Consider the following 26,384-nt stretch of genomic DNA (forward strand, 5'->3'; position numbering starts at 1 on the left):
CGCAAGGGCTCTTGCGCGGACCCGGCAACCTGCCTAAAGCAGCGCTATGACCCAGCATGATCGCCTCCTTATCGTCGACTTCGGCAGCCAGGTGACGCAGCTCATCGCGCGTCGCCTCCGCGAGCTGAATGTCTACTGCGAAATCCATCCCTATCAGAACGTCACCGACGCCTTTCTGCAGGACTTCGCTCCTCGCGCCATCGTCTTTTCCGGTGGCCCCGACAGCGTGACCCGCGACGGCTCGCCGCGACCGCCCAAAAGCGTCTATGACATGGGCGTGCCGATCCTTGGCATCTGCTATGGCCAGCAGGTCATGATGCAGGATCTTGGTGGCCGCGTCGAAGCCGGGCACGGCACTGCGGAATTTGGCCGCGCCTGGGTCACCCCGGCGGAAAGCCGGCTGGACCTGCTGTCGGGCTGGTTCCTTGACGGCACCGGGCGCGAACAGGTCTGGATGAGCCATGGCGACCATGTCTCTGCAATTGCTCCGGGATTCGAGGTCTACGGCACCTCCCCCGGTGCGCCTTTTGCAATCACCGCCGATGTCAGCCGCCGGTTCTATGCGGTGCAGTTCCACCCGGAGGTGCATCACACCCCCAACGGGCGCACGCTGTATCAGAACTTCGTCCGCGAGGCGGGGTTTCAGGGCGACTGGACCATGGATGCCTATCGCGAGGAAGCGGTGCAGCGCATCCGGGACCAGATCGGCGACAAGAAGGTGATCTGTGCGCTGTCCGGCGGGGTCGACAGTTCGGTCGCCGCCGCGCTGATCCACGAAGCCGTGGGCGACCAGCTGACCTGCGTCTTTGTCGATCATGGCCTGCTGCGGCTCAACGAGGCGGAAGAGGTCGTGGGCATGTTCCGCGACCACATGAACCTGCATGTGATCCACGCGCAGGAGCAGGAGCTGTTCCTCGGCGAGCTGGAAGGCGTGTCGGACCCGGAAACCAAGCGCAAGATCATCGGGCGCCTCTTCATTGAGGTCTTCCAGAAATACGCCGACGGCATCGAGGGTGCCGAGTTTCTGGCGCAGGGCACGCTTTATCCCGACGTGATCGAATCGGTCAGCTTCTCCGGCGGTCCCTCCGTCACCATCAAGAGCCACCACAATGTCGGCGGCCTGCCCGAAAAGATGGGCCTGAAGCTGGTGGAACCGCTTCGCGAGCTCTTCAAGGACGAGGTGCGCGCGCTTGGCCGGGAACTGGGGCTGCCCGACAGCTTCATTGGCCGCCATCCCTTCCCTGGCCCCGGTCTGGCCATCCGCTGCCCCGGCGAGATCACCCGCGAAAAGCTGGAGATCCTGCGCAAGGCCGATGCGGTGTTCATCGACCAGATCCGCCGCCACGGGCTTTATGACGACATCTGGCAGGCCTTCGTGGCGATTCTGCCGGTGCGCACCGTGGGCGTGATGGGCGACGGGCGGACCTATGACTTTGCCTGCGCCCTGCGCGCCGTCACCAGCGTGGACGGCATGACCGCCGACTACTATCCGTTCAGCCATGATTTCCTTGGCGAAACGGCCACCCGGATCATCAACGAGGTGAAGGGCATCAACCGGTGCACCTATGACATCACCTCGAAACCGCCGGGCACGATCGAGTGGGAGTGACCTCACGTTTTCCATACCTGTGAACCGCCAAGCCCTGTGTTAGGCTTGGCGGAGTGTTCTGTACGTTTTTAAAGGAGCGGCGTGTCATGCTCATCGCCTTTGTCCTGACTCTGGGGACAACTTTGGCCGCAGGCTTTGCCGGCTATCGTGGCACCAGCCATAAGACATGGCAGTCTGACCTGCAGGTGGCCGGGCCCGAAACCTGTCAGGACCGCACCTGCCCCGAGGCGGTCGCTCGGTATCTGGACGCGCTGGAGCGTCGCGGCGCCACCGTCTCCGAAGATCTGCGCCACGCCGAAGCCCGGCTCGCCCGTCTCAAGCAGCGGCGCGAACTCGCGGTGCTGGCGACGCTGGCGCTGGGGCTCTGCCCGCTGGCGCTTGGCCATCCGCTGCTGGTGGCGCTGGCCGTGGGTGGTGCCGGGATCGCGGCCTTTGCGCTGGGGCGCGTCGCGGCGCTGGTCACCCTGCTCAGCCATCATATCGGCGCGTTGCGCGCGTTGCGCGACGCGCATGAGCGCGAAGCGGAGACATGGCAGCGTGCCGCGCCCTCACGGTCCGGAGATTTTGCACCGATCTGACCGGCACGGAAGTCTGCGCCGGGGCTTGCCGTCCGGCGCGTCTGCGGTCACTCTGGCGCCGGGAGAGACGCAGCATGTCATCACAACCTGACGGACGGCGCGCGACAGCGCCGGATGGCCGGGGTCTGCCTGCGGTGATCTTCCCCGCTTCGCCCTTTCGCGGGTCCGCCCCGCCGCAACGGAAATGCCCGCCGATGACTGCCGAGACCACCGTGACCGCCCCTCCCGCGTCGCAGACCCTGCGCGCCGCGCTCTGGATGACGGGGGCGATCGTGTCCTTCTCGTCGATGGCGGTGGCGGGCCGCACGGTCAGCCTTGACCTCGACACGTTCGAAATCATGCTCTACCGCTCGCTGATCGGGCTGGTGCTGATCACCGCCGTGGTGCTGCTGACCGGACGTTGGGCCGAGGTCACGACCCGGCATTTCGGCCTGCAGATCATCCGCAACATCAGCCATTTCACCGGGCAGAACCTGTGGTTCTTCGCCATCGCCTCCATCCCGCTGGCGCAGGTGTTCGCGCTGGAATTCACCGCACCGATCTGGGCGCTGCTGCTGTCGCCACTGGTGCTGGGAGAGCGGCTGACCCGCGCGCGGGTGCTGGCGGCGCTGGCGGGCTTTGTCGGCATCCTCATCGTGGCGCGCCCCTCGCCGGACACGCTGTCGCCGGGGCTGATCGCGGCGGCGCTGGCAGCCTTGGGCTTTGCCGGGTCGGCGGTGTTCACCCGCAGGCTGACCCGCAGCGTCAGCACGCTCAACATCCTGTTCTGGCTGACGGCGATGCAGGCGGTGTTCGGGCTGATCTGCGCCGGGATCGATGGTGACATCGCGCTGCCGCCCCTGACCGCATGGCCCGCCGTGGGGGTGATTGCGGTGGCCGGTCTGGTGGCGCATTTCTGCCTGACCACCGCGCTCAGCCTCGCGCCCGCCGCCGTGGTCATGCCCATCGATTTTGCCCGGCTTCCGGTCATCGCGCTGGTGGGGATGCTGCTTTATGCCGAACCGCTCGATCCATTCGTGCTGCTGGGGGCTGCGGTGATCTTTGCGGCAAATTACGGCAATATCCTGCGCGAGACTCGCAGGGCCCGCAAAGCCTGACCCGGCGCCCCCGCGCGCCATTTGACGCCGCCTGCGCCCCGTTCTACCAGACGGGCGGATCAACGGGAGCCTGACCATGCTGTATGACACCGCGGCCGAGTGGCGTGCCGCCCCCAGAAAACGGGTGCTGCTCTTCGCCATGTCGGGGCTGGGCAAGACCCATGTCTCCTCGATGCTGCGGCATTCGGGGCGGTGGTTTCATTACTCCATCGATTACCGCATCGGCACGCGCTACATGGGCGAATATATCGTCGACAATGCCAAGCGCGAGGCGATGAAGGTGCCCTTCCTGCGCGATCTGCTGCTGTCGGATTCCATCTATATCGGCTCCAACCTGACCTTCCAGAATCTCAGCCCGGTGTCGACCTATCTGGGCAAGCCCGGCAATCCGGATCGCGGCGGGCTGCCCATGGACACCTATCGCGCCCGTCAGGATCAGTTCCGCCGCGCCGAGGAACAGGCGCTGCTGGATACCGGCTATTTCATCGACCGCGCGCAGGATCTGTATGGCTATCCGCATTTTGTCTGCGACACCGGCGGGTCGATCTGCGAATGGGTCGATCCCGAGGATCCGGAGGATCCGATCCTGACCGAGCTTTCGCGCGTGGCGCTGCTGGTCTGGGTCCGCGGCAGCGAGGCGCATACCGAAGAGCTGATCCGCCGCTTCGACCGCGCGCCGAAACCGATGGCCTATCAGCCGCAGTTCCTGAGCGCCGCGTGGCAGAGCTATCTGGAGCAGCAGCAGATCACCGAAGCCGAGGTCGATCCTGACGCCTTCATCCGCTGGACCTATGCCCGCGCGCTGGCCCACCGTCAGCCACGCTACGAGGCGATGGCGCGCAACTGGGGCATCACGGTGGATGCCTCGGAGATGGCCGGGCTGACCGACGAGGCGGCGTTTACCGAAGTGATCGCGGCGGCGCTGCCCGGATAGGGGTCGCTGGCCCGGTGCCCTTGTGCTCCATCTTTTCATTAACCTTTGATTAACCATTTGCTGACATTGACGGAGAAGATGTCGCCGCAGCGGGAGCCGACTTGGTGCAGGACAGCGAAGATGTTCTTGGGTTTCTGCGCAGCGTCGTCAGCTTCGCCCAGTCTCATGACCAGCAGGCGCTGGCGCTTGTGGTCAAGACCGCGCTTCCCGCGATGCGGAGCGCGGGACCGCTCTGCAAAAGCCTGAGCATCACCTGTGGCCCTGACAGTCTGAAGGTCGCGCATTGCGTGCGCCGCTCGGCGTCCTACTGTCGGCATTTCTGCCCGCTCGACGCCGCCTAACGGCTCTGGACACACCCTTTTCGGTGCACCTGTGCACGGCCTCAGCGGCTGCTGCCGGGGCACCTGACCGGATTCCGGACAGCATGATTTTCATGATTGAAACCGCAGCCCTTCCTCCTCAAGCTTCGACGCTGTCGGGCCGCGAGGACCCGACGGAGATCCACAGAAAAAGAGGTCATAGAGGTGAGTTGTTCGATCAGTTTCCTGTCTTTTCCCTGCGAGCCCGTGCCGCACCCTGCGGCTGTCGACATCGACCCGGACCGGACCGCGGTGCTGCTGATCGGACTTCCTGTGCACCCGGACGCGGCCCCGCAATCCGACGCGCTGCGCAATCTGGCCCGGATCTGCATCGCTGCCCGCGATACCGGCCTGCCGGTCGTGCATCTGACCGAAAGCCGGAACAGCGCATCCCGGCCCGACGCGGCACAGCAGCAACGCCCCCCGCATGCGGTGCAGCGCGGCGACACGGTCTGCGGAAGTGTCGACGCCCTGCACCGACTGCTGGCCGAGCGGGGCCTGCGCCGCATCATCGCGGCGGGCCGCTGCCACGACGGCGCGGCGCTGTCGCTGCTGAACGGGCTGGTGGCCGCAGGCGTCGAGCTGCTGCTGCTTCCCGACGCCTGCCTTGCGGAGGCCAGCCCCGCCCCGCAGGCCACAGCGCTTGACTGTGCGGCGCTGCCCACGCCTGACCTGCTGGCGCGCATGGCGGATCTGCCGCATCACGCCTGCGCCGAGGAGGTCTGAGCCTCAGTCCTCCTGAATCGGCAGCGCGGTGAACACGCCGCCCTGCCATTTCGACACCGGCGCATCGGCGGCAGGCATGGGAAGCGCCGCGATCTTTTCGGCGAATTCCGCCGAATTGCGCTTGGGCCGCCAGCCCAGATAGCGGGCGCCGGAATTGTCCCACCAGCTTGTGTCATTGTCCGAGGCGCCCCAGATCACCGGGCAGCCCAGCCGGGGCGCCCGGAACACGCAGCCGATGAGCGACACAAAATCCTCTGGCGCGAACCAAGTGGCCAGCGCCCGGCGGTCGATGGGCTCCGGCGTGACCGAGCCGATGCGCACCATGGCGGTTTCCTGCCCGAACTTGTGGAAATACATCAGCGCCACTGCCTCGCCGAAACTTTTGGACACGCCATACCAGCCATCGGGCTTGTGCGCGGCATCGGTGCCCAGCCATGCGTCCTGCGGATGAAACCCGACCACATGGTTGGAGGAGGCAAAGAGGATGCGCGGCTGGCCATGGCGCCGCGCCGCCTCGTAAAGGTTGTGCAGCCCGATGATGTTGGACTGCAGGATCGACCCGAACGGCTTTTCCACCGAAATGCCGCCCAGATGCACCACCCCGTCGCATCCCGCGACCAGCCGGTCCACCGCTTCGGCATCCGCCAGATCGCAGGTCACCACCTCGGCGCCTTCGGGGGCATCTTCGATCGGCACCAGATCCGACAGGCGCAGCGTTTCCGCCACCCCGCCCATTTCGGTGCGGATCATCCGGCCCAGCGTGCCAGCCGCGCCCGTGATTAGCAGTTTCTTCAGCATGAGACCCTCCGTCATTGCCGCGAAGCCTAAAGTCATACGACAACGTGTCAAGATTCATATTGCAGCTTCGCCCTCTCCCGCTACACTGCCCGCTGCGCAACAGGAAAGGAACCCGGCCATGCGGCACAGGCAGGTCGACCCACAAAACCCGCGCCCCAATCTGGTGCAGCAGCTCGCGGACAGCCTGCGGGCGGAAATTGCGGCGGGCGCCATTCCGGTGGGCGGGCGGCTGCCGTCGGAATCGCGGCTGAGTGCGGCGCATGGCGTGTCGCGCACCGTGGTGCGCGAGGCGGTGGCGGCCCTGCGCGCGGACGGGCTGGTGGCCGCGCGCCAAGGTGCGGGGGTCTTTGTGCAGCAGCTTCACCCGCATGGCGGCTCCCCCTTTCAGGACATTGATCCTGAACGTATTTCCTCCATCCTTGACGTGCTGGAACTGCGCGCCGCCGTCGAGATCGAGGCAGCGGGCCTTGCCGCACAGCGCCGTGCCGCAGCACAGGAGGAGGCGCTTTTTGCCGCCCTTGCCGCGCTGGAGGCCGCCCATGCCGCAGAGGGGTCCGCCACCGCCGAAGATTTCGCCTTTCACCGCGCCGTGGCCGAGGCGACCCAGAACCCGCGCTTTGCGCAGTTTCTGGACATGCTGGGACCAGAGGCCATTCCCCGTGCCCGCCTCTCCGACCAGCGCCCGGCGCAGGCGGAGTATCTGGCGCAAATCCAGCGCGAACACCGCGCCGTCGCCCATGCCATTTCCGCCCGCGATGCCGCAGCCGCCCGGGCCGCGATGCGCGATCATCTGGAACAGGGACAGGCCCGCTACCGCCGGATGTTGCGGCGCTGAGCCAACTCATCATACAAGTTGTTGACAAGCCCCCAGCGCAACGCGATAACGCTGCGGCATCCAGCGAGGAGGAAGAGCATGGATCCCCAAGAACTCAAGACGGCCCTTGGCGCGGGGCTGCTGTCCTTTCCGGTGACGCCCTTCGGCGCTGATGGCGCCTTTGCCCCCGCCCCCTATCGTGCGCATCTGGAATGGCTGTCGGGCTTTGGCGCCTCGGTGCTGTTTGCCGCCGGGGGCACGGGCGAATTTTTCTCGCTGACCCCGGCCGAGATGCCCGCGATCATCCGCACCGCCAAGGAAGGGGCTGCGGGCACGCCCATCGTCGCGGGCTGCGGTCTGGGCACCCATATGGCGGTGGAGATGGCACAGGCGGCAGAGGCCGCAGGCGCCGACGGTCTGCTGCTGCTGCCGCATTACCTGATCGACGCGCCGCAGGAGGGGCTTTACGCCCATGTCAAAGCGGTCTGCGATGCCGTGCAGATCGGCGTCATGGTCTATAACCGCGACAACTGCATCCTTGCGCCCGACACGCTGGCCCGGCTCTGCGAGGCCTGCCCCAATCTGGTCGGGTTCAAGGATGGCTCTGGCGAGATCGGTCAGGTGCGCCAGATCACCGCGACCATGGGTGACCGGCTGACCTATCTGGGCGGGATGCCCACGGCAGAGCTTTTTGCCGAGGCCTATCTGGGCGCGGGCTTCACCACCTACAGCTCTGCCGTGTTCAATTTCGTGCCGGGGCTTGCCATGGAATTCTACCGCGCCCTGCGCGCGGGCGAACGCGACATCTGCGAGGATATCCTGCGCGATTTCTTCTATCCGTTCATGGCGATCCGCAACCGCCGCAAGGGCTATGCCGTGGCCGCGATCAAGGCCGGGGTGCGGCTGGCGGGCTTTGACGCGGGTCCGGTGCGTGCGCCGCTCTGCGATCTGACCGGCGAGGAAGAAGAGATGCTGCGCGCCCTCATCGCCACGGCGGGCAAGGCATGAAGATCGCCGAAATCCGCACCCATCTGCTGGATGTCGCGCTGGAGACGCCGTTTGAAAGCGCCTCCATGCGGTTCAGCCGCCGCCAGCATGTGCTGGTGGAGGTGATCTGCGACGATGGCACCATCGGCTGGGGGGAATGTCTGGGCCCCGCTGCGCCCAATGCGGCGGTGGTGGCCGCCTACGCGCCGCATCTGATCGGGCGCGATCCGCTTGCGACCGAGGTGATCTGGCAGGACATGTACAACCTGCTGCGCGATCAGGGCCAGCGCGGCCTGACCATGACGGCGCTGTCGGGCATCGACATCGCGCTCTGGGACATCAAGGGCAAGCGTTTTGGCGTGCCGGTTTCGGTGCTGCTGGGGGGCCGCGTGCGCGAAACCGTGCGCGCCTATGCCACGGGGGGCTTCCGCCGCGACGGTGTCGACCGTGTGACGGACAATGCCGAGGATTGCGCCCGTCATGTCGCCCAAGGCTTCCATGCGGTGAAGATCAAGATCGGCTTTGACGTGGCCGAGGATCTGGCGGTGATCCGTGCCGTGCGCGAGGCCATCGGCCCCGACGCCCGGCTGATGATCGACGCCAATCACGGCTATTCCGTGGGCGAAGCGCTCGCCTTGGGGCGGCAGGCGGCGGATTACGGCATCGACTGGTTCGAAGAGCCGGTGATCCCCGAACATCTGTCGGGCTATGCCGAGGTGCGCGCGGGCCAGCCCATCCCGGTGGCGGGCGGCGAGACATGGCATGGCCGCTTCGGTTTTGCCGAGCCGCTGGCGCGGCGGGTGATCGACATCGCGCAGCCTGATCTCTGCGGCAGCGGCGGCTTTACCGAAACCCGGCGCATCGCCGACATGTGCGCGCTGCACGGCATCCGGCTGGTGCCGCATGTCTGGGGCACCGGCGTGCAGATCGCCGCAGCGCTGCAGTTCGTCGCGGCCCTGCTGCCCGATCCGCCACGCCGCGCGCCGCTGGCGCCGATCCTCGAATATGACCGCACCCACAACCCGTTCCGTCAGGCGGTGCTGACCCGCCCGCTGGAGCCGGAGGCGGGCGTTTTCACCATCCCCGATGCGCCGGGGCTGGGGATCGAGATCAACCGCGACGCGCTGCGCGAGTTTGCGCCGCGCGCCTGACGAGCTAGCCGCCGCCGATCGTCTGGCCCGCACGGATCAGCCCGCTGCCCAGCGTGTCCAGCACGAAGGCCCCGGCCGAGCGCACAAGCCCCAGCGGATCGCCGCTGTCGCTGCCGCGCTCGGCCACCATCCGCGCCAGTTCGGTATAGCGGTTGTGATGCAGCGCGTTGACGGCGGGCAGGCCCGAGATGTCGATCAGCTGCACATCGGCGCTCTGTGCGGCCCGCGCCACCACGGGATCGTCGACATTCAGCGCCCCCAGCCGGGTCCGCCCGGTAGAAATGCGCGAGGACATGGCCAGCGCCCGGTCGTCCCGCGCCACCATCACCGTCAGCGGACGCGGCAGCGGCTGCAGCGGGGCCAACTGCTGGCGGAACACCAGCGGATCGATGTCGGGTGCGATCAGCAGCACGTCCAGATCATCGGTCACGTCGCGCCGCCCTGCCAGCGCCAGCGTGCGCAGCGCCTCCATGGTCAGCCAGCCGCCCATGGAATGCCCCGCCAGCAGCGTGCGGCCTTCGGCGCGGCTCACATCCGCCAGCACGCGCGCCAGCGCGTCGCGCGAGGCCAGCGCCTCCTGCCGGTCGCCGACATAATCCAGCACCTTCCCCTGCGAGGGCCAGCTGAACAGCACCGGCGCGCCCCCCCGCCCGGTTTCCGCCGTCAGCCGGGCCAGCTCCAGCAGCGCTTCGGGAAAGCTGTAATTATAGCCATGCACAAAGACCGTCACCGGCTCCGCAGCCTGCGCGTTGCGCTGCGCCACCTCGGCGGCAAAGCCGGACCGGTCGAGCGCGCCATGCCCGACCACAAGGAAATCCTGCGAAGGATCGGGGGTGTCGGTCATCCAGAAAACGCCGCGCGCCCGGGGCTGCTCCGGCACAGAGATGTCATACCAGCGATAGGACATCCCGATGGCCGGCCCCGGGCCGAAGCCGATGGCAGGCGGCGCCGTCGGGGCGCGGGTGGTGGCCACATAGACCCGCACCACCCGCAGGTCCGGCCCGGGCGCGGGCTGCGGGGTCAGCGTCTCCGGCCCCGGGCGCGGGGTGCAGGCGGCAAGCAGCACGAGCAGCGCCAGCAGCAGGGCCCTCATCGTGCCGCCCCGCTGTCTTGCGGGCAGCGATGGACGCCTGCGCCGCCGCCGCGCGCCGTCCCTCCGCATGCCGACAGGCCATGGTCGCCAGATCCGGCAACGTGACGGCCAAGCCACAGGCCCGGCGCTTTGCCTGCGCAAGCTGCTGTGACGCGGCGCGCGCTTTCCGGGTCGGTCCGTCGCTTTGTCATAGATCGACAGGCCGTCCAGCTCCGCCATGGCGCGAAACAGCCCGCCTGCCCGGCGCTGCCGGGTTTCGATGCGCCTCCGTTCCTGAACGGCGCCCCCGCAAGCGCGTGACTCCTGCTGCCTGCGGCAAGGCGCAAGGTCGTTGCTGGTCGCCCGCCGCAACTGCCGCCAAAGCATTGGAAAGTCGAGCAGGCCCCAAACCTGCCGGGCATCTTCAGCGCCCCTTTGTGACCTCTACGACATCGACCCGTTCCGTGGGAACAGGCTGCCGCGGCGGGGCGCACGGGGCTGGGAGCCCAAGCCCAGCCTCCACGTCCCGCCGCAAGCATCAGACCGCCTTGCCGCATCGGCGCCTGCCCTGACCCCGCCACGGGGCCAGCCACACGCCGCGCCTCGACAGTCCTCGCGCCAAGCTTCCGGTCCATGCAGGCCGACCGCTTCTGAGGGTCAGCACATGCCTGATGCGGCATTCGCGGTTCCGAGCGCTGGGGGGCGAAAGCCCCGCTCAAGCGGCGATGCCCGACCTTCCGGGCAATTGGCGTGGTACCCGGGTGGGGATCCGGGCACAGGCGGATGTGGTCCGGCCCCTGTGACGCCATGTTCCGGCAGCCTGCCCGCCGCGCCCATGGCTCTGCCCGAGCGGTAAGGGCCTGCAATATGCGACTGCAGGCAGTTTCGCTCACCCGCCCTCTACGCCGCAGACACGGGCCTGCAGTGGAAGCTGGAGCCACAATCGGGGGCATCTGGCCTGTGCCTGCGAACAGAAAAGACGTCCGGCGGCAGGTTGCCGCCTCAACCGCTTTGGCCGCGGATCCGACCCTTTGCCCATTCAAGGCGCGATCCATGCACAGGCAGGCGCGGTTCTGCAACAGCCTGCGCAGTTTTGCAGAGGCTCGTCTTTTGTCGCGCAGTCCCGCCCTGTCGAGATGGCGCAAGAGCATCGGCCTGCCCGCATTTGCCCCGACGGGGGAGACTGCAGACCCGTAGTCCGCCCGAACCGAGACGGCGGGCTTTTGGCGGCCACAACAGGTGACCGAGGCGGCGCCCGGTCTTGGCCTGTGCTGACCGGCGCGGCGTCGAGGCTTTGCCGCAGCCGCCCGCCCAGACACAGGCCCGAAGGCACCGGGTAAGCCCCTGCCGGTCGTCACGTCAGACAGCGCCTGGTCGGGCGCAGCATTGCGGGGTCCGATGAAAGCGCTCCAGCGCTGTCCGATCCTGCTGCCCCGCTGTCTCGCCAGCGCGCCCCTTCCGCAACGGTGACCGCTTTCTTCGGACGTCTGGGGTTTGTGCCCCGGCGCCTTCCCTGGCACGCGGCACTCCGGGCTGACCGCGACGTTCATCGCTGCGCAGGGGCCCCTCCGGGACCAGAGGCCAGCGACAGGCGGAGGGCAGAGCGAAAGCCGCCCCACGTTCCTCCGCCATATCCGCGACGTCGGTCCATACCGGCGCCGTGCGAAACAGGGCGCAATGCGCAGCTTCCGCCCCTCCCATCGTAGCAAGGCAGAAGCCAGGTTCCGTGGGAACGAAGACCTGTTCGCAAGGCCGGAGCCTTCGTCCAAGACCATGCCGAATGTCAGCATCCTACGCATGGCGAATTTGCCTCACAGCCGTGCCACCGGTTCCGTCCGGGCTGTTTTCGCCGCAGTCCCCGCGCCTGTCAACGCGCGGCGGCGGAACAGCGGCCATCCGTCACGGTAGGCCCTTGCCTCAGGCGGCGCGGTGGAGTCCGGAGGCCTGCGCGGACTGCCCCTGTTCCTCCCCGATCTCGAAACTTTCGGTCAGTTCGGAGAGCTTGCCAGCATCGCTGCGCAGCATGTGCACCGCGGCGGTGCTTTCTTCGACCATTGCCGCATTCTGCTGGGTGACACGGTCCAGATTGCTGACGCCAAGGTTGATCTCGTTCAGCCCCAGCGCCTGTTCCTGCGACACATTGGCGATCCCGCTGACCAGACCCGAGATCTGTCCCACCTTTTCAACCACCTGCGACAGAGCCTGACCGGCGCGTTCCACAAGCTCCACGCCGTCTTTCACCTGCTCGGCAGAGCCGCTGATCAGCGCCTTGATCTGCTGGGCCGCATCGGAACTACGCTGTGCCAGCGCCCGCACCTCGGAGGCCACCACAGCGAAACCCTTGCCGGAGGCCCCGGCCCGTGCGGCCTCGACCCCGGCATTCAGCGCCAAGAGGTTGGTCTGGAAGGCGATGTCGTCGATGACGCCGATGATTTCGCTGATCTGTTCCGAGCTTTTCTCGATTCCGGCCATGGCTTCCACGGCGGAGCGCATGACCGAGCCGTTCTGGTCAGCCAGCTGCGAGGCTGTGCGCACGGTGCTTTCCACCTCCTGCGCGGATCCCGCCGCCTGCCGGACGCTGGACAGCATCTGTTCCAGCGCGGCAGCGGTTTCCTCCAGCGTGGCGGCCTGCGTTTCGGTACGATGCGACAGATCGTCGGAAGCGCGCGCCATTTCCTCGGCGCTGGAATGGATGTTCATCGCGCCAGCGCGCACATTGCTGAGCGCGTCGCGCAGGCTGCTGACCGCGCGGTTGTAATTGGCGCGAAGCCCTTCATATTCATCAGGAAAGTGCTGGTCGATACCCCGGCTCAGCACTCCTGCAGCCAGCCGGTCCAGCCCGTCGCTGAGATGCTGCACCACGAGGTTCTGCGCCTCATGCGCGGCGCTTCGGCTTTCTGCGGCGGCGCGGCCATCGGCCAGCGCCACCGTCAGATCCGCCAGATGCCGGGCAAGGCCGCCAAATTCGTCGCGCCGCGTCCGCATCGGAACCTCGGTGTCGTAATCACCCGCCGCGATGCGGCTCATGGCCTGATCCACCTGCCGCAGCGGCTGGGTGACGAAGCGGCGCATGGCCAGCATTGTCAGCACCATCATCACGGCAAAGGTCACCGCAGCCGTCGCCAGCATCTGCATCTTGCGGCTGAAGATCGCGGCAATCACGGCATCATCCGACCAGCTCATGACCAGCGCGCCCCCCGCCACTGCGGGATCGGCGGTCGGCACCGGAACCGCGATCAGATGCCCGTCCTCCGCTTCCACCCGGCTGTTGGAGGCCAGCGCCGCCGCCGCCAGTTCCAGCAGCACGCCGCGGTCCAGATCCACGTCTCCGCCCTCGGCCACGGGCGCCCCGTCAGCGCCGATCACCAGCCCTGCAACGGAGTTTTCCCCGCCGCTCAGCAGCGCGTCGGACAGCAGAAGCTGCGCCCGGGGGGCATCCATGAAGCGCAGCGGCTGCACCAGAGAGATCGCGGCGGCCTCGGTCGCCTTCTGCGCGGTCTCGGCCACGCCATCCTTCGCCACCCGATCGGCGATGCGCCAGGACTGCCAGGCCATGACGGCGGCGACTGCCAGCGTGGAGGCCGCCAGAAGCAGCGCGACACGGAAAAACACGGATGCCAAGTGGCTGCGCAGGCGTGGCGCCTTGATCTGACTGGCCATGGATACCCCCAAAAGCGGTTTACTGCATCATTTCGGCGTTGATTCCGACGGTCATCGCGCCAATCGGGGCGCCGGTGACCGGATCGGACAGGGTGAAGGACATCTGGGTCTGATAGACCCCGCGGGAATCGTCGAATTCGATCTGAGAGAAGTGCCGCGCCCCGGTCCCTTTGGCGAAAGTTTCGGTGAACTTCGCCTCGTCGCCCTGCCAGATGTCAGAGGTGATCCCGGCAGAGGCGACGTTGAGCCCGTGGACATCCATCATGAACACCTCAGTGATGAGACCCTTCGACTCCTCCATCCGGGCGCGCAGGAAGTCCGACGCCGGGGTCTGGAGCACCGAATCCACCAGCGGCGCGGGCGTGCGGCCCAGTTCGGCGGACCAGCGCTGGTCGAGTTCGGTGTAAGCCGCAGCCTCCATCCCGGCATGGCGGATGTTCTGCGCCTCGAGCGCCGACATCAGCAGCGGATCCTGCGCCCAGGTCATCACCTGTCGGTCAAGATAGACGCCAAGCGCATCGCCCACATCCAGCGCGTGAACCGGGGTCGACAGAAGAAGGGCGGCGGTCAGGTATTTCAGCATGATGTCTCTCCAAGGCTGCGGGGCTCTGCGGCCCGTTGCCCCCCTTTTACGGAGAGAATCCTGCGACTGTCTTAAGCCCTACGCATTTTAAGCAGTATCTCGGCAAAGCGGTGGCGCGCGGCGATCTCGGTGGCAAAGCGGGCCTGCAGCGCGGCAAGATCCGTCTGTGTCGGCAGCGGCCCCAGCGGCAGGTAATGACGGCCTGCGACCAGCGGCGGCGCCAGCGGTTCGGACATCACCGGCTTGCCAGCCAGACAGGCGGCCAGAAGCCGCGGCGCCTCGGTATAGACGCCCTCGGTGTAATGCAGGTTGACGACCGCCGCCGCCCCTGCAAGCTCTGCCGCCAGCGCCGCGCCGAAGACCCCGTTGGGCAGCATCCGGATGCCGTGCCGGGCCACCAGATCCGCGCGCCGGTCATTGGCCGCGCCAAAGAACACCGCCTCCGTGCCGGGCACGAAATCGGGAATCCGCTGGGGAAAGACATAGGGGCCGAAATCGAGCCGGTGACGCAGCAGCCGCCCTGCCAGCCCATAGACCGGCGCATTCGAGACCGAGAGATCCAGCACCCGGTGACAGGCCAGCAGATGCTTGCGCAGCCGACCGGGCCGGACCTTTTTCCACATGGGGCGGCCTTCGGCATCGCGGATCTGTTCGGTCTGGATGCCCAGCTGGCGGCGTCCGCGCGCGGGCAGACGGGGTCTGAGCCGGTGCAGCCCCACCAGAATGTCGACCGGCAGCGCCATCACCGCCGGATCGGTGATGCCGCGCGCCAGATCCCGCGCCAGTTCCGCCAGAACCGGATGCGGCGCCACAAAGACCAGTGCCCCATGCGCGATGCGTTCTTCGGTATGTTGTGCCATCTGTCCTGCTCCACGGTCGGGGATCCGGGGCTGGGTGAAAGAAAGCCCCCGCCTTGTCCAGTGCCATCGCCGCCGCGACGGCCCTCTGCCCTTGCGCCCGGCGGCGCGGCGGGCCACCACTGTCGCCAGAGGATGACGGAGGCCCTGATGCCCTATCTTGCGCTTGTGATGGCCGTGCTGGCGGAAACCATCGGCACCGCCGCGCTGCAGGCCAGCCAGCAGTTCACCCGGCCGCTGCCGTCGGTGATCGTGGTCGTGGCCTATGCCGCCGCCTTCTACCTGCTGTCGGTGGTGCTGAAGGTGATGCCGGTGGGGCTGGCCTATGCGATGTGGTCGGGGCTGGGCATCGTCTTCATCTCGATCATCGGCTTTGTGGTGTTTGGCCAGCGGCTGGATCTGCCTGCGGTGGCGGGAATTGGGCTGATCCTTGCCGGAATCCTCGTGATCCAGCTCTTTTCCAGCAGCGCGCCGCATTAGGGGCTGGCCTTTTACGCCCGTCAGGGCTAACCCCCGCGCAAAATCCCCCGGATAAGGCTTTCCCATGGACCTGCGCAATATTGCGATCATCGCCCACGTCGACCACGGCAAGACGACGCTTGTGGACGAGCTGCTGAAACAGTCCGGCGCCTTCCGTGAAAACCAGGCCGTGGCTGAACGGGCCATGGACAGCAATGATCTGGAACGCGAGCGCGGCATCACCATCTTCGCCAAACCCACCTCGGTGGAATGGCGCGGCACCCGGATCAACATCGTCGACACCCCCGGCCACGCCGATTTCGGCGGCGAGGTGGAACGCATCCTGTCCATGGTGGACGGCGTGGTGCTGCTGGTGGATGCCGCCGAAGGCCCGATGCCGCAGACCAAGTTCGTGACCTCCAAGGCGCTGGCGCTTGGCCTGCGGCCCATCGTGGTGCTGAACAAGGTCGACAAGCCCGATGCCGAACCGGACCGCGCGCTGGACGAATGTTTCGACCTTTTTGCCAATCTGGGCGCCGACGAAGACCAGCTGGATTTCCCGCACATGTATGCCTCGGGCCGCAACGGCTGGGCCGATGCCGAGCTGGACGGGCCGCGCAAGGATCTGAACGCGCTGTTTGCGCTGATCGTCAATCACGTCCCTGCCCCGCGCCAGATCAAGCGTCAGGACGACGATTTCCGCATGCTGGCCACCACGCTTGGCGCTGACCCCTTCGTGGGCCGCCTGCTGACCGGCCGGATCGAGACGGGCCGCGTCAAGGTCGGCCAGACCGTGCAGGCGCTGTCGCGCATCGGCCAGAAGATCGAACAGTTCCGCGTGACCCGCGTGCAGGCTTTCCGGGGCCTTGGCCAGCAGGACATCGAGGAAGGCAGCGCAGGCGACATCGTGTCGCTCGCGGGCATGTCGAAGGCCACCGTGGCCGATACCATCTGCGCGCTGGCCGTGGACGAGGCGCTGGACGCCCAGCCCATCGACCCGCCCACCATCACCGTGACCTTCGGCATCAATGACAGCCCGCTGGCGGGCCGCGACGGCAAGAAGGTGCAGTCCCGCGTCATCCGCGAGCGGCTGATGAAGGAGGCGGAATCCAACGTCGCCATCAAGATCAAGGACACGCCCGGCGGCGAGGCTTTCGAGGTGTCGGGCCGTGGCGAACTGCAGATGGGCGTGCTGATCGAGAACATGCGCCGCGAGGGCTTCGAGCTGTCGATCTCGCGTCCGCAGGTGATCATGAAGGAAGAAGACGGCAAGCGCATGGAGCCGGTGGAAGAAGTCACCATCGACGTGGATGACGATTACACCGGCGCCGTGATCGAAAAGATCACCGGACCGCGCAAGGGCGATCTGGTCGAGATGAAGCCTGCAGGCGCTGGCAAGACCCGGATCGTGGCGCATGTGCCGTCGCGCGGGCTGATCGGCTATCACGGCGAATTCCTGACCGACACCCGCGGCACCGGCGTGCTGAACCGGGTGTTCCACGGCTGGACCCAGCACAAGGGCCCGATCGAGGGACGCCGCGCAGGCGTGCTGATCTCCATGGAGAATGGCGAGGCGGTGGCCTATGCGCTGTGGAACCTCGAAGACCGGGGCCGGATGTTCCTTGGCGCGCAGGCGCCGGTCTATACCGGCATGATCATCGGCGAGCACAGCCGCGAAAACGATCTGGAAGTGAACCCGCTCAAGGGCAAGAAGCTGACCAACGTGCGGGCCTCCGGCACCGACGAGGCAGTGCGCCTGACCACCCCGATCACGCTGTCGCTGGAAGAGGCCATCGCCTATATCAACGACGACGAGCTGGTCGAGGTCACGCCGAACGCGATCCGTCTGCGCAAGCGGTATCTTGACCCGCATGAGCGCAAGCGCATGTCCAGAAGCGCCTGAGCCGCGCTATGCTCCCGGGCGAATCAAGTCCGGGAGCCCCTCATGACCACCCACCCCGAACGCCTGAGCTTTGCAGACTGGGCCCGCCTGCCCGGGCTGTGGTCCGGTCGCGTGGAAGGCCAGCGCTTCGGCACGGAAGTCACCGTGCTGTTCGTGGCGCTGGACCAGCCCGGCAGCGGGCCGAAGCTGCATGTCCATCCCTATGACGAGCTGTTCATCATCCGCCGGGGCCGCGCCCGCTACACCATCGGCGACGAGGTGATCGAGGCGGGCGAAGGCGACATCCTGTTTGGTCCCGCCGAAGTCCCGCACCGGTTCGAGGTGCTGGAGGCGCCCTTCGAGAGCACCGACATTCATCTGTCGGAGCGCTGGATCCAGATCGATCTGGAGTGAGGTCGCAGGGGGCAGGTGCGCTGGTCCATTGGCGGCAGACGGCAGAACCGGGGGCTCTGCCCCCGTCCGCTGGCGCGGACTCCCCCGGGATATTTGGGGCCAATGGAAACCGGGCTCGGCTCGGCGTGGGTGCGCTGTGCTGATGTCGGGGGCGGCTTCGCCCCCGGTCAGAACGGGCCGCGGAAGATGAAGAAGGCGCCGAGCGCGATGAAGCCGAAGCCCACGGCGTGATTGAGCGTCAGCGGTTCCTTCAGCCAGAGCGCCGAGAAGCCCGCAAAAATCACCAGCGTGATGATTTCCTGCAGCGTTTTGAGTTCGGCGGCGCTGTAGACGTGGTGACCAAGCCGGTTGGCGGGCACCGCCAGCCAGTATTCCACCAGCGCGATGCCCCAGCTGATGAAGACTACGGCCCAGAGCGGGGCCGTGGGGTATTTCAGATGCCCGTACCACGCGAAGGTCATGAACAGGTTCGAGCCGATCAGCAGCAGGATCGGCAGCAGATGCGCTGCGGTCATGGAGGGGTCAGTCGCTGATCTCGACGATGAGCAGTTCGCGTTCCGACGCACCACGGGCATGTTCGAGCGCCTGCTGATACTCGGGCGAGTGGTAACAGGTCTCTGCCGCCTCGACGCTGGGGAAGCGCGCCACCACGTTGCGCGGACGTTCGCGGCCTTCGAGCTGCACGAAGCGGCCGCCGCGCGCAAGGAACACGCCGCCATGCGCGGCGATGGCGGGACCGGCCAGCTTGGCGTAGCGGCCATAGGCCTCGTCATCGCTGACGGTCACATGAGCAATCCAGAGCGCGGGCATCAGATCCCCTCCACAATCACGAGGTCGCGGTTTGACGAGCGCTGCGCGATCGGCAGGATGCGCTGGTATTCCGGCGAGTTGAACCATTGCTCCGCCGCCGGGCGCGACGGAAATTCGATGACGACATGGCGGGAGGGCGCGTGGCCCTCCAGCACGGTCTGCGGGCCGCCCTTCACCAGAAAGCGCCCGCCCCAGCGTTCGGCCAGCGCCATGGTCTGACCGGCATAGATCGAGTATTCTTCCGGATCGGTCACTTCGATGCGGGCGATGATGTAGACGGTCATGGCTCAGGCTCCGATCAGGGCTTCGGCGGCGGCAATCGCGGCCTCGGCGTTCTCAGTATCCTTGGCACCGCCCTGCGCCAGATCCGGGCGACCGCCGCCGCCCTTGCCGCCAAGCGCCTCGACCGCGGCTTTCACCAGATCGACGGCGGAGATGCGGTCGGTCAGATCGGCGGTGACGCCTGCGGCCACGGCGGCCTTGCCGCCGGTATCGGCGATCAGCAGCACCACGCCGGATCCGAGCCGCGCCTTCATCTCGTCGATGAGCGGCGGCAGATCCTTGCCCTGCACCCCCGAGATGACCTGCGGCAGGAAGGTGATGCCCGCGACGTCGCGCGTCTCGGCCCCGCCCTGCGCACCACCCGACATGGCCAGATCGCGGCGCAGCTGCGCGATCTCGTTTTCCAGACGGCGCCGGTCGTCAAGCAGCGTGCTGACGCGGGCCACCGTGTCGGGGCCGGTCACCTTCACCAGCGCCTCGATCTCGGCCAGCGCCGCGTCGCGGCTGCGCAGCAGGGCCATGGCGGCCTCGCCGGTCAGCGCCTCGATCCGGCGGACCCCGGAGGCGGAGGCGGATTCGGAGGTCAGGGCAAATGTCCCGATCTCGCCGGTCTGGGTGACATGGGTGCCGCCGCAGAGTTCCAGCGAATAGGTGGCGCCATCGCTGCCCTTGCCCGAGCCGGTGAGACGGCCCATGGACACCACACGCACCTCGTCGCCGTATTTTTCGCCAAAGAGCGCCTGCGCGCCGATGGCGCGGGCATCGTCGGGGGTCATGATGCGGGTGGTGACGGCGCTGTTCTGGCGGATGAAGGCGTTCACCTCGCTTTCGACCTGCGTGATCTCCGCAGCCGTCAGCGCCTTCGAATGCGAGAAATCGAAGCGCAGCCGGTCGGGCGCGTTGAGCGAGCCGCGCTGTGCCACATGCGGGCCCAAGGCGCGGCGCAGCGCCTCGTGCAGCAGGTGGGTGGCGGAGTGGTTGGCGCGGATGCGGGCGCGGCGGGCATGATCCACCTCCAGCGCCACGGCCTCGGAGCGGCGGAAGGTGCCGGAACGCACCGTAACCTGATGCGCGGTGATGCGGCCCCCGGCCATCTTCTGCGTGTCGGTGACCTCGGCCTGATCGTCCTCGTCGTCAAGGCGGCGCAGCCAGCCGGTATCGCCGACCTGACCGCCCGACTCGCCATAAAACGGGGTCTGGTTCAGCACGATCCAGCCGGTTTCGCCCGCCGTCAGCGTGTCGACCACGGCGCCGTCCCTGACCAGTGCCAGCATCTGGCCTTCGGCGGTTTCGGTGTCATAGCCCAGAAAATCGGTGCCGCCATGGGTTTCGGCCAGATCGAACCAGATCGCCAGATCGGCGGATTCGCCGGTGCCGGACCATGCCGCGCGGGCCTTGGCCTTCTGTTCGGCCATGGCGCTGTCGAAGCCGGCGGTATCGACCTCGCGGCCGCGCTCGCGCAGCGCGTCCTGGGTCAGATCGAGCGGGAAACCGTAAGTGTCGTAAAGCTTGAACGCCGCCTCGCCGGGCAGCCGGGCCGCTTCGGGCAGGGTCGACAGTTCGTCATCCAGCAGCTTCAGCCCGCGGTCCAGCGTCTGCTTGAAGCGGGTTTCCTCCAGCCGCAGCGTTTCTTCGATCAGCGGCTGCGCGCGGACCAGTTCGGGATAGGCCGCGCCCATCTGCCGGACCAGCGACGGCACCAGCTGGTGCATCACCGGATCCTTGGCCCCAAGCATATGGGCATGGCGCATGGCGCGGCGCATGATCCGGCGCAGCACATAGCCGCGCCCGTCATTGCTGGGCATCACCCCGTCCGCGATCAGGAAGGAGGTCGACCGCAGATGGTCGGCGATGACGCGGTGATGGGTCTTGCCCGGCCCGTCCGGATCGGTGGAGGTGGCGTTGGCCGAAGCCTCGATCAGCGCGCGGATCAGGTCGGTGGCATAGTTGTCATTGGTGCCCTGCAGCAGCGCCGCCACCCGTTCGATGCCCATGCCGGTGTCGATGGACTGCATGTCCAGCGCGCGCATCGAGCCATCTTCGAACTGCTCGTTCTGCATGAAAACGAGGTTCCAGATCTCGACGAAGCGGTCGCCATCCTCCTCGGGCGATCCCGGAGGGCCACCCCAGTATTTGTCGCCGTGGTCAAAGAAGATCTCGGTGCAGGGGCCGCAGGGACCGGTCGGGCCCATCATCCAGAAGTTGTCATTGGTGGGAATGCGGATGATCCGGTCATCCGAGAGCCCCGCCACCTTTTTCCAGATATCCGCCGCCTCGTCATCGGTGTGATAGACGGTGACCAGCAGCCGGTCCTTGGGGATGTCGAGCTCGCGGGTGATCAGTTCCCAGGCGAAGGGGATGGCTTCGGATTTGAAGTAATCCCCGAAGGAGAAGTTGCCCAGCATCTCGAAAAAGGTGTGGTGCCGGGCGGTGTAGCCCACATTGTCCAGATCGTTATGCTTGCCGCCCGCCCGCACGCATTTCTGCGCGGTGGTCGCGCGCTTGTAATCGCGGTGTTCGACGCCGGTGAACAGGTTCTTGAACTGAACCATGCCGGAATTGGCGAACATCAGCGTGGGGTCGTTGCGCGGCACCAGCGGGCTGGAGGGCACCACCTCGTGGCCCTGCCGGGCGAAGTAATCGAGAAAGGTGGAGCGGATATCGTTCAGCGTGGGCATGCGTCTTCCTTGCGCCTAGTCTCAAGCAGTCCTCAAGCGGTCCGCGCAGGTGTATCGCTCTGCCCCGTGGCTGTCCATAAGCTGCCCGATGATTCCGCAGTCATGCCCGCAGTCAGGCCCGCAGGCTGTCGCGCGCGGGCGCCAGCGCCTCGTCGGCCACCAGCCACAGGCCCGAGCCGATGACCAGCGCCACCCCCAGCAGCGTGCCCGGCGCGGGCAGCTCGCCAAAGCCCGCAAGCCCGATGCCCACCATCCAGACGAACTGCAGGTTCATCAGCGGTGTGGCGACGAATGCGGGCAGCAGCCGCAGCGCCTCGGCACAGACATAGCGCGCGCCGAAAAGGCAGAGCGCATAGGCGGCGATCCATGCCAGATCCGCCAGCGCCATCGGCTGCCAGACAAAGGGCAGCGCCACCCCCATCACCAGCATCAGCGCAAGATTGGGCCAGAACACCTGCGCCAGCGGCTTGCGTTCGGCGCGGGCGATGTGCCGGGCGGCGAGCATGGATCCGGTGCCGGAGGTGGCGGCCAGCAGCGCCCAGCCATGCCCGGCATCAAGCCCCACCTGCCCGCCGGGCATCAGGCACAGGATGCCGCCCGCGCCAAGGCTCAGCGCCAGCCAGCCTATGGGGCGCAGCGGCTCGCCCAGCAGGGGGCCAGAGAGCGCTGCGGCCAGCAGCGGCATCAGCCCGATGAACAGGAACACATCGGCAAAGGGCAGCAGGCGGAAGGCCTGAAAGAAGGCCAGCGCCGCCACCACGGTCAGGCCCGCGCGCAGCGCCATGCTGCGGCGGGCGCGCACTGCCAGCCCCTGCCCCGTGCGCCGCGCCGCCCATAGCGCCATGCCCACCACCAGCGCCGAGGACAGCGCAAAAAGCTGCGGTGCCGCATAGCCCCCGGCGATCAGCTTGGTGATGCCATCGGCGGCAGAGATCATCGCGGTGTAAAGCGCCACCAGCGCCGCGCCGGTGACGGTGGCGTGCCGTGCGGGGGTCATGCGCGCGCCACCCGGGCGAAACCTTCGAAGAAGGCGTCAAAATGCGCCGATTCCCGCGCCAGCGTGTCGAGCAGATCCAGCGCCTGCGGCGACAGCGCCGCGCCGATCCGCCCCCGCATCACCGACCAGTCGGCGGTGCGTCCGCCGCCCAGATCGAACAACGCCTGACTAAGCTCGCGCAGCGCCGTCCCCTGCTGCACGGCGCGGCCAAACCGCATCCGCACGGGCGCCAGCGGCTGGCGGAACGGCTCCTCTCCGATCACGGCCAGATGCCAGTTGCTGACAAGGTAATCGTGATAGTCATCCAGCACCGACAGGCCCGGCCCGGTCTCGACCTCGAACAGATGCGCCTCGCGGCGCAGCCACGCGGTCCAGAGCACGGGGGGCGTCTGCCCGGCATAGCGCAGCGCGATGCAGATCTCGGACAGCAGGTCGGAATTCTGCTCCAGAAAGGCGAGGTTGCCAGCAAAATGCAGGCTGGTGACCGCCTCTGGTGCAAGGCGCGGATCATGGCGCCCGTATTCGCTGAGGTAAAAGACGATATGGGTCAGCTCATAGGCGGCCTTCTTGTTGGGCAGCGCAAAGGTCTGGGCCCGGGCACAGAAGTCGCGCAGCCGGTCGGCCAGCCCCGGATCGGCGAGCTTTGGCGCGACGCCCCGGCGGGCCAGCAGGCGGCAGGCCTCCATCCGCTGCAGATCCGACAGTTCCGCCCCGGCAAGATCGGAGCGCGCCGCAGCCTCGGCCAGCCGCACCCCCTGATCGCCGGGCAGCCCCAGATCCTCCAGATCCAGCGTGATCGACAGCAGGAAGCGGTAATATTGCGGAAAGAAGGCCAGCCGCTCTGCCGCACTGTCATAGAAGGCCTGATGCGCCTCCAGCGCCTCGGGGTCCAGCCGCGCGCCGGTGCATTCGAGGATGTTCAGAAGCTCGGCGTTTTCCTTCAGCCAGAACACATCCTCCTCGCGGCGTCGGTGCCGGGCCACGCAGTCCAGCAGCGCCATGGCGCGGGACGGCATCGGGGCAAGACGCGGGACGGGACGAAGGGTGACGATGTTGGACATGATCCGTGCTCCCAAGGAAAAGGCGAGGCGCGCGGAGGCCGCTGGCGCTGCGGCCCCCGCGCGGTCAGGCGGTCAGGCGCCGGAGGTGAAAAGCCCGGTGGCCGCCCCCGAGGCGATCTGCCCGCGCTGAGGCGCGGCACCCGAGGTGAACATCCCCACCGCGTCGCCCTTGGTCAGATCGCTGCGCACCGGTGCCGCGCCGGAAGTGAACATCTCCACCGCATCGCCGCCGGTCATTGCGCTGCGCACCGGGGCTGCGCCCGAGGTGAACATCCCCACCACATCGCCGTCGGTCATCTCGCTGCGCATCGGGGCTGCGCCCGAGGTGAACATCCCCACCACATCGCCTGCGGAAAGCGCGCTGCGGACCGGCGCCGCGCCAGAGGTGAACATTTCCACCGCGTCCCCCTGCAGCAGATCGCCGTGCAGGGCCGGTGCCGCGCCAGAGGTAAACAGCGCGCAGCCCTCGCCCCCAAACAGATCGACTTCGGACGCAGCAATGAAATCTTCAGAAAAAGCGTGCTTGAGTTGAGCGGTCATCGGGAACCCCATTTGGTTGAGTAAAAGCCGGATTGGCCAGTTCAGCCTTTCTCTCAAAGCGGGATTTTGCCAACAACATTTCTATTAACGGTTGATTAATGAAAGCTTTGTCCACATCAATTGGTCAAAATAGAATTGTCATAAAATTGCCACTTTAGGTTTCTCCACAGAGCCAAAATTTCTGTGGGTATCTTTGTGAAGGTCTTGAACTTGCCGCAAAATCATGCGAATCACACCCGCTTTGGCTGGCCGCTCTTGCCTTGGCGCCTCGTCCGGGCGATAGCGTCTGCAGACCGGCGCGGGGGTTTGGCATGAAGATTGCGACATTCAACATCAACGGCATCAAGGCGCGGATCACCGCCCTGACCGACTGGCTGGACGAGGCGCAGCCCGATGTGGCGCTGCTGCAGGAGATCAAGTCGGTCGACGAGGCCTTCCCGCGCGAGCTGCTGGAGGATCGCGGCTACAATGTCGAAACCCACGGCCAGAAGGGATTCAACGGCGTCGCCATCCTGTCGAAGCTGCCGCTGGAGGATGTGACCCGCGGCCTGCCCGGCGACGACAGCGACGAACAGGCGCGCTGGATCGAGGCGACGGTGGTGGGCGACCATCACGCGCTGCGGATCTGCGGGCTCTATCTGCCCAATGGCAACCCGGTGGAGTTTGATGCCGAAGGCGCGCCGCTCCGCTCCGGCAAATACGGCTACAAGCTTGACTGGATGGACCGGCTGCAGGCCCGCGCGCAGGCGCTGATGGCCGCAGAGATGCCCGCGCTGATGGCGGGCGATTACAACATCATCCCGCAGGCCGAGGATGCTGCCCGCCCCGCCGCTTGGGAAAAGGACGCGCTGTTCCTGCCGCAAAGCCGCGACGCCTTCCGCCGCATCCTCAATCTTGGCTTCACCGAGGCGTTCCGCGCCCGCGTGACGGGGCCGGGGCATTACAGCTTCTGGGATTATCAGGCGGGCGCGTGGGACCGCAACAACGGCATCCGCATCGACCATCTGCTGATGACCCCGGCCTGCGCCGACCTGATGACCGATGTGGGCATCGACCGCGACATCCGGGGCCGCGACAAGCCCTCCGATCACGTGCCGGTCTGGGCAGAGCTCGCGCTCTGATCCCCGGCCCCCGCTTGCGTCCGCCGGACCGGGGCCTTACATCTGGACCATCACGACAGAATGCGGAGTTCGCCACATGGCCATCGAAGCTGCGGAGATCGAAAAGCTGATCCGCACCGCCTTTCCTCAGGCAAAGGTCACCATCACGGATCTGGCCGGAGACGGAAATCATTACGCGGCCGAGGTGATCGACGAAAGCTTCCGCGGCCAGAACCGCGTCCAGCAGCAGCGCGCCGTCTATGCCGCGCTGAAGGACAAGATGGCGGGCAGCCATGGCGACCTGCACGCGCTGGCGCTGACCACCAAGGCGCCTGAGTAACCGCCGCTTTGCCGGAGCTTGCAGCCACGGCGGCGTGGTGCGATGATCCGGCAGGCTTCGCAAGACATGGATCCCGCTGCTGGCGGATCCGGCGCGCCCTGTCCCCGCGCGCTGAGAGGAGAAAGAAATGACCGACGCAAAGATCACCGACGCCAAGGACCGCATCGCCGAGACGGTCAAGGCCAATGCCGTGGTGCTGTTCATGAAGGGCACCAAGACCATGCCGCAATGCGGCTTCTCCAGCCGCGTGGCCGGGGTGCTGAATTACATGGGCATCGACTATCTGGATGTGAACGTGCTTGCCGATGACGCGCTGCGTCAGGGCATCAAGGACTATTCCGACTGGCCCACCATCCCGCAGCTTTACGTCAAGGGCGAGTTTGTCGGCGGCTGCGACATCATCACCGAGATGACCCTGTCGGGCGAACTGGACCAGCTTTTCGAACAGAATGGCGTGTCCTATGACAAGGACGCGGCGGAAAAGATCCGCGAAGCCAACGCCTGACCGGGCTGAGGCTTGACGCGGCGGCCAGTCCTGCGGATCTGGCCGCCGTCCGCACCCTGTGCGATGACTACCGCGCCGAGCTTCTGGCGCA

The 26,384-nt window shown here is 66.9% G+C and carries 27 protein-coding genes; 15 read left to right on the top strand and 12 right to left on the bottom strand.

Annotated elements, in window-relative coordinates; translation table 11 throughout:
• Nucleotides 1–46 precede the first annotated feature (46 nt).
• From guaA to VK682_RS15500, 6 genes are all read left to right on the top strand, one after another.
• Nucleotides 47–1,609 (top strand): glutamine-hydrolyzing GMP synthase, encoded by a 1,563-nt coding sequence (gene guaA / locus VK682_RS15475; protein ID WP_230794567.1) that lies wholly within the window; start codon nucleotides 47–49, stop codon nucleotides 1,607–1,609.
• Nucleotides 1,610–1,695: 86 nt separating this feature from the next.
• Nucleotides 1,696–2,187, top strand: coding sequence for a hypothetical protein (locus tag VK682_RS15480; RefSeq protein WP_230794566.1), 492 nt, complete (start codon nucleotides 1,696–1,698; stop codon nucleotides 2,185–2,187).
• Nucleotides 2,188–2,381: 194 nt separating this feature from the next.
• Nucleotides 2,382–3,284: a DMT family transporter gene (locus VK682_RS15485; protein ID WP_089851391.1), complete on the top strand. Its 903-nt coding sequence runs from the start codon at nucleotides 2,382–2,384 to the stop codon at nucleotides 3,282–3,284.
• A 76-nt stretch (nucleotides 3,285–3,360) separates the two neighbouring features.
• Nucleotides 3,361–4,218, top strand: a complete 858-nt coding sequence (locus VK682_RS15490; RefSeq protein WP_089851393.1) for an ATPase — start codon at nucleotides 3,361–3,363, stop codon at nucleotides 4,216–4,218.
• 104 nt (nucleotides 4,219–4,322) lie between these two features.
• Nucleotides 4,323–4,559 carry a hypothetical protein gene (locus tag VK682_RS15495; RefSeq protein WP_230794565.1) on the top strand — a complete coding sequence of 79 codons (237 nt, stop codon included), beginning with the start codon at nucleotides 4,323–4,325 and terminating at the stop codon, nucleotides 4,557–4,559.
• Between the two features lie 183 nt (nucleotides 4,560–4,742).
• Nucleotides 4,743–5,303: a cysteine hydrolase family protein gene (locus tag VK682_RS15500; protein ID WP_230794564.1), complete on the top strand. Its 561-nt coding sequence runs from the start codon at nucleotides 4,743–4,745 to the stop codon at nucleotides 5,301–5,303.
• A 3-nt stretch (nucleotides 5,304–5,306) separates the two neighbouring features.
• On the opposite strand, the gene VK682_RS15505 is transcribed toward VK682_RS15500, so the two are convergent.
• Nucleotides 5,307–6,101, bottom strand: a complete 795-nt coding sequence (locus VK682_RS15505; RefSeq protein WP_230794563.1) for an NAD-dependent epimerase/dehydratase family protein — start codon at nucleotides 6,099–6,101, stop codon at nucleotides 5,307–5,309.
• Between the two features lie 118 nt (nucleotides 6,102–6,219).
• On the opposite strand from VK682_RS15505, the gene VK682_RS15510 reads away from it, so the two are divergent.
• From VK682_RS15510 to VK682_RS15520, 3 genes are all read left to right on the top strand, one after another.
• Nucleotides 6,220–6,936 carry a FadR/GntR family transcriptional regulator gene (locus VK682_RS15510; RefSeq protein ID WP_230794562.1) on the top strand — a complete coding sequence of 239 codons (717 nt, stop codon included), beginning with the start codon at nucleotides 6,220–6,222 and terminating at the stop codon, nucleotides 6,934–6,936.
• A gap of 78 nt (nucleotides 6,937–7,014) precedes the next feature.
• On the top strand, nucleotides 7,015–7,923 hold the full coding sequence (gene kdgD / locus VK682_RS15515) for a 5-dehydro-4-deoxyglucarate dehydratase (protein WP_089851401.1): 909 nt from the start codon (nucleotides 7,015–7,017) through the stop codon (nucleotides 7,921–7,923).
• Complete coding sequence (locus VK682_RS15520; protein ID WP_089851403.1) at nucleotides 7,920–9,053, top strand: mandelate racemase/muconate lactonizing enzyme family protein; 1,134 nt, start codon at nucleotides 7,920–7,922, stop codon at nucleotides 9,051–9,053. Before kdgD ends, VK682_RS15520 begins: the two co-directional genes overlap by 4 nt.
• 4 nt (nucleotides 9,054–9,057) lie before the next feature.
• Here the strand turns inward: VK682_RS15520 and VK682_RS15525 are convergent, their stop codons facing one another.
• The 4 genes from VK682_RS15525 to VK682_RS15540 all read right to left on the bottom strand — a co-directional run bounded on the left by VK682_RS15525 (nucleotide 9,058) and on the right by VK682_RS15540 (nucleotide 15,228).
• The gene (locus VK682_RS15525; protein ID WP_230794561.1) at nucleotides 9,058–10,146 is read right to left on the bottom strand and encodes an alpha/beta hydrolase; all 1,089 of its coding nucleotides are present in this window, start codon (nucleotides 10,144–10,146) and stop codon (nucleotides 9,058–9,060) included.
• A 1,896-nt stretch (nucleotides 10,147–12,042) separates the two neighbouring features.
• Nucleotides 12,043–13,785, bottom strand: coding sequence for a methyl-accepting chemotaxis protein (locus tag VK682_RS15530; protein ID WP_230794560.1), 1,743 nt, complete (start codon nucleotides 13,783–13,785; stop codon nucleotides 12,043–12,045).
• Between the two features lie 19 nt (nucleotides 13,786–13,804).
• A complete protein-coding gene (locus VK682_RS15535; RefSeq protein WP_230794559.1) occupies nucleotides 13,805–14,368 on the bottom strand; it encodes a hypothetical protein in 564 nt (187 codons plus the stop codon).
• Nucleotides 14,369–14,439: 71 nt separating this feature from the next.
• A complete protein-coding gene (locus VK682_RS15540; protein ID WP_230794558.1) occupies nucleotides 14,440–15,228 on the bottom strand; it encodes a hypothetical protein in 789 nt (262 codons plus the stop codon).
• A 147-nt stretch (nucleotides 15,229–15,375) separates the two neighbouring features.
• On the opposite strand from VK682_RS15540, the gene VK682_RS15545 reads away from it, so the two are divergent.
• From VK682_RS15545 to VK682_RS15555, 3 genes are all read left to right on the top strand, one after another.
• On the top strand, nucleotides 15,376–15,705 hold the full coding sequence (locus tag VK682_RS15545; RefSeq protein ID WP_089851411.1) for an SMR family transporter: 330 nt from the start codon (nucleotides 15,376–15,378) through the stop codon (nucleotides 15,703–15,705).
• Nucleotides 15,706–15,769: 64 nt separating this feature from the next.
• The gene (gene typA, locus VK682_RS15550; RefSeq protein ID WP_230794557.1) at nucleotides 15,770–17,587 is read left to right on the top strand and encodes a translational GTPase TypA; all 1,818 of its coding nucleotides are present in this window, start codon (nucleotides 15,770–15,772) and stop codon (nucleotides 17,585–17,587) included.
• A 42-nt stretch (nucleotides 17,588–17,629) separates the two neighbouring features.
• Nucleotides 17,630–17,980: a cupin domain-containing protein gene (locus VK682_RS15555; RefSeq protein ID WP_089851415.1), complete on the top strand. Its 351-nt coding sequence runs from the start codon at nucleotides 17,630–17,632 to the stop codon at nucleotides 17,978–17,980.
• Between the two features lie 167 nt (nucleotides 17,981–18,147).
• Here VK682_RS15555 and VK682_RS15560 read toward each other — a convergent pair whose 3' ends face one another.
• From VK682_RS15560 to VK682_RS15590, 7 genes are all read right to left on the bottom strand, one after another.
• The gene (locus tag VK682_RS15560; protein WP_089851417.1) at nucleotides 18,148–18,495 is read right to left on the bottom strand and encodes a DMT family protein; all 348 of its coding nucleotides are present in this window, start codon (nucleotides 18,493–18,495) and stop codon (nucleotides 18,148–18,150) included.
• Between the two features lie 7 nt (nucleotides 18,496–18,502).
• On the bottom strand, nucleotides 18,503–18,790 hold the full coding sequence (locus VK682_RS15565; protein ID WP_089851419.1) for a DUF1330 domain-containing protein: 288 nt from the start codon (nucleotides 18,788–18,790) through the stop codon (nucleotides 18,503–18,505).
• Entirely contained in the window at nucleotides 18,790–19,074 is a 285-nt protein-coding gene (locus VK682_RS15570; RefSeq protein WP_089851421.1) for a DUF1330 domain-containing protein, read from the bottom strand. The genes VK682_RS15565 and VK682_RS15570 overlap by 1 nt, the downstream gene beginning before the upstream one ends.
• Nucleotides 19,075–19,077: 3 nt before the next feature.
• Nucleotides 19,078–21,750 carry an alanine--tRNA ligase gene (gene alaS / locus VK682_RS15575; protein WP_230794556.1) on the bottom strand — a complete coding sequence of 891 codons (2,673 nt, stop codon included), beginning with the start codon at nucleotides 21,748–21,750 and terminating at the stop codon, nucleotides 19,078–19,080.
• Nucleotides 21,751–21,862: 112 nt separating this feature from the next.
• Complete coding sequence (locus tag VK682_RS15580) at nucleotides 21,863–22,747, bottom strand: DMT family transporter (protein WP_230794555.1); 885 nt, start codon at nucleotides 22,745–22,747, stop codon at nucleotides 21,863–21,865.
• Entirely contained in the window at nucleotides 22,744–23,808 is a 1,065-nt protein-coding gene (locus VK682_RS15585; RefSeq protein ID WP_230794554.1) for a DUF6902 family protein, read from the bottom strand. Before VK682_RS15585 ends, VK682_RS15580 begins: the two co-directional genes overlap by 4 nt.
• Before the next feature lie 72 nt (nucleotides 23,809–23,880).
• On the bottom strand, nucleotides 23,881–24,348 hold the full coding sequence (locus VK682_RS15590; protein WP_324782202.1) for a hypothetical protein: 468 nt from the start codon (nucleotides 24,346–24,348) through the stop codon (nucleotides 23,881–23,883).
• Between the two features lie 311 nt (nucleotides 24,349–24,659).
• Here VK682_RS15590 and xth point away from each other — a divergent pair, with 311 nt between their 5' ends.
• From xth to grxD, 3 genes are all read left to right on the top strand, one after another.
• On the top strand, nucleotides 24,660–25,469 hold the full coding sequence (gene xth, locus VK682_RS15595) for an exodeoxyribonuclease III (RefSeq protein WP_230794552.1): 810 nt from the start codon (nucleotides 24,660–24,662) through the stop codon (nucleotides 25,467–25,469).
• A 76-nt stretch (nucleotides 25,470–25,545) separates the two neighbouring features.
• Nucleotides 25,546–25,788: a BolA/IbaG family iron-sulfur metabolism protein gene (locus VK682_RS15600; RefSeq protein ID WP_230794551.1), complete on the top strand. Its 243-nt coding sequence runs from the start codon at nucleotides 25,546–25,548 to the stop codon at nucleotides 25,786–25,788.
• 142 nt (nucleotides 25,789–25,930) lie between these two features.
• Nucleotides 25,931–26,293 carry a Grx4 family monothiol glutaredoxin gene (grxD, locus tag VK682_RS15605; RefSeq protein WP_089851467.1) on the top strand — a complete coding sequence of 121 codons (363 nt, stop codon included), beginning with the start codon at nucleotides 25,931–25,933 and terminating at the stop codon, nucleotides 26,291–26,293.
• Nucleotides 26,294–26,384: the final 91 nt, after the last annotated feature.

The organism is Salipiger marinus, from assembly GCF_035481585.1.
Taxonomy (GTDB): domain Bacteria; phylum Pseudomonadota; class Alphaproteobacteria; order Rhodobacterales; family Rhodobacteraceae; genus Salipiger; species Salipiger marinus.

Bases quoted from the DNA above. Each gene is read 5' to 3' on its own strand.
- VK682_RS15525 (WP_230794561.1), bottom strand. From the start codon at position 10,146: ATGAGGGCCCTGCTGCTGGCGCTGCTCGTGCTGCTTGCCGCCTGCACC.
- alaS (WP_230794556.1), bottom strand. From the start codon at position 21,750: ATGCCCACGCTGAACGATATCCGCTCCACCTTTCTCGATTACTTCGCC.
- VK682_RS15585 (WP_230794554.1), bottom strand. From the start codon at position 23,808: ATGTCCAACATCGTCACCCTTCGTCCCGTCCCGCGTCTTGCCCCGATG.
- VK682_RS15490 (WP_089851393.1), top strand. From the start codon at position 3,361: ATGCTGTATGACACCGCGGCCGAGTGGCGTGCCGCCCCCAGAAAACGG.
- kdgD (WP_089851401.1), top strand. From the start codon at position 7,015: ATGGATCCCCAAGAACTCAAGACGGCCCTTGGCGCGGGGCTGCTGTCC.
- VK682_RS15580 (WP_230794555.1), bottom strand. From the start codon at position 22,747: ATGACCCCCGCACGGCACGCCACCGTCACCGGCGCGGCGCTGGTGGCG.
- xth (WP_230794552.1), top strand. From the start codon at position 24,660: ATGAAGATTGCGACATTCAACATCAACGGCATCAAGGCGCGGATCACC.
- VK682_RS15480 (WP_230794566.1), top strand. From the start codon at position 1,696: ATGCTCATCGCCTTTGTCCTGACTCTGGGGACAACTTTGGCCGCAGGC.
- VK682_RS15555 (WP_089851415.1), top strand. From the start codon at position 17,630: ATGACCACCCACCCCGAACGCCTGAGCTTTGCAGACTGGGCCCGCCTG.
- VK682_RS15545 (WP_089851411.1), top strand. From the start codon at position 15,376: ATGCCCTATCTTGCGCTTGTGATGGCCGTGCTGGCGGAAACCATCGGC.
- VK682_RS15520 (WP_089851403.1), top strand. From the start codon at position 7,920: ATGAAGATCGCCGAAATCCGCACCCATCTGCTGGATGTCGCGCTGGAG.
- guaA (WP_230794567.1), top strand. From the start codon at position 47: ATGACCCAGCATGATCGCCTCCTTATCGTCGACTTCGGCAGCCAGGTG.
- typA (WP_230794557.1), top strand. From the start codon at position 15,770: ATGGACCTGCGCAATATTGCGATCATCGCCCACGTCGACCACGGCAAG.
- VK682_RS15535 (WP_230794559.1), bottom strand. From the start codon at position 14,368: ATGCTGAAATACCTGACCGCCGCCCTTCTTCTGTCGACCCCGGTTCAC.
- VK682_RS15570 (WP_089851421.1), bottom strand. From the start codon at position 19,074: ATGACCGTCTACATCATCGCCCGCATCGAAGTGACCGATCCGGAAGAA.
- VK682_RS15485 (WP_089851391.1), top strand. From the start codon at position 2,382: ATGACTGCCGAGACCACCGTGACCGCCCCTCCCGCGTCGCAGACCCTG.
- VK682_RS15560 (WP_089851417.1), bottom strand. From the start codon at position 18,495: ATGACCGCAGCGCATCTGCTGCCGATCCTGCTGCTGATCGGCTCGAAC.
- VK682_RS15510 (WP_230794562.1), top strand. From the start codon at position 6,220: ATGCGGCACAGGCAGGTCGACCCACAAAACCCGCGCCCCAATCTGGTG.
- VK682_RS15600 (WP_230794551.1), top strand. From the start codon at position 25,546: ATGGCCATCGAAGCTGCGGAGATCGAAAAGCTGATCCGCACCGCCTTT.
- VK682_RS15565 (WP_089851419.1), bottom strand. From the start codon at position 18,790: ATGCCCGCGCTCTGGATTGCTCATGTGACCGTCAGCGATGACGAGGCC.
- VK682_RS15505 (WP_230794563.1), bottom strand. From the start codon at position 6,101: ATGCTGAAGAAACTGCTAATCACGGGCGCGGCTGGCACGCTGGGCCGG.
- VK682_RS15540 (WP_230794558.1), bottom strand. From the start codon at position 15,228: ATGGCACAACATACCGAAGAACGCATCGCGCATGGGGCACTGGTCTTT.
- VK682_RS15530 (WP_230794560.1), bottom strand. From the start codon at position 13,785: ATGGCCAGTCAGATCAAGGCGCCACGCCTGCGCAGCCACTTGGCATCC.
- VK682_RS15590 (WP_324782202.1), bottom strand. From the start codon at position 24,348: ATGACCGCTCAACTCAAGCACGCTTTTTCTGAAGATTTCATTGCTGCG.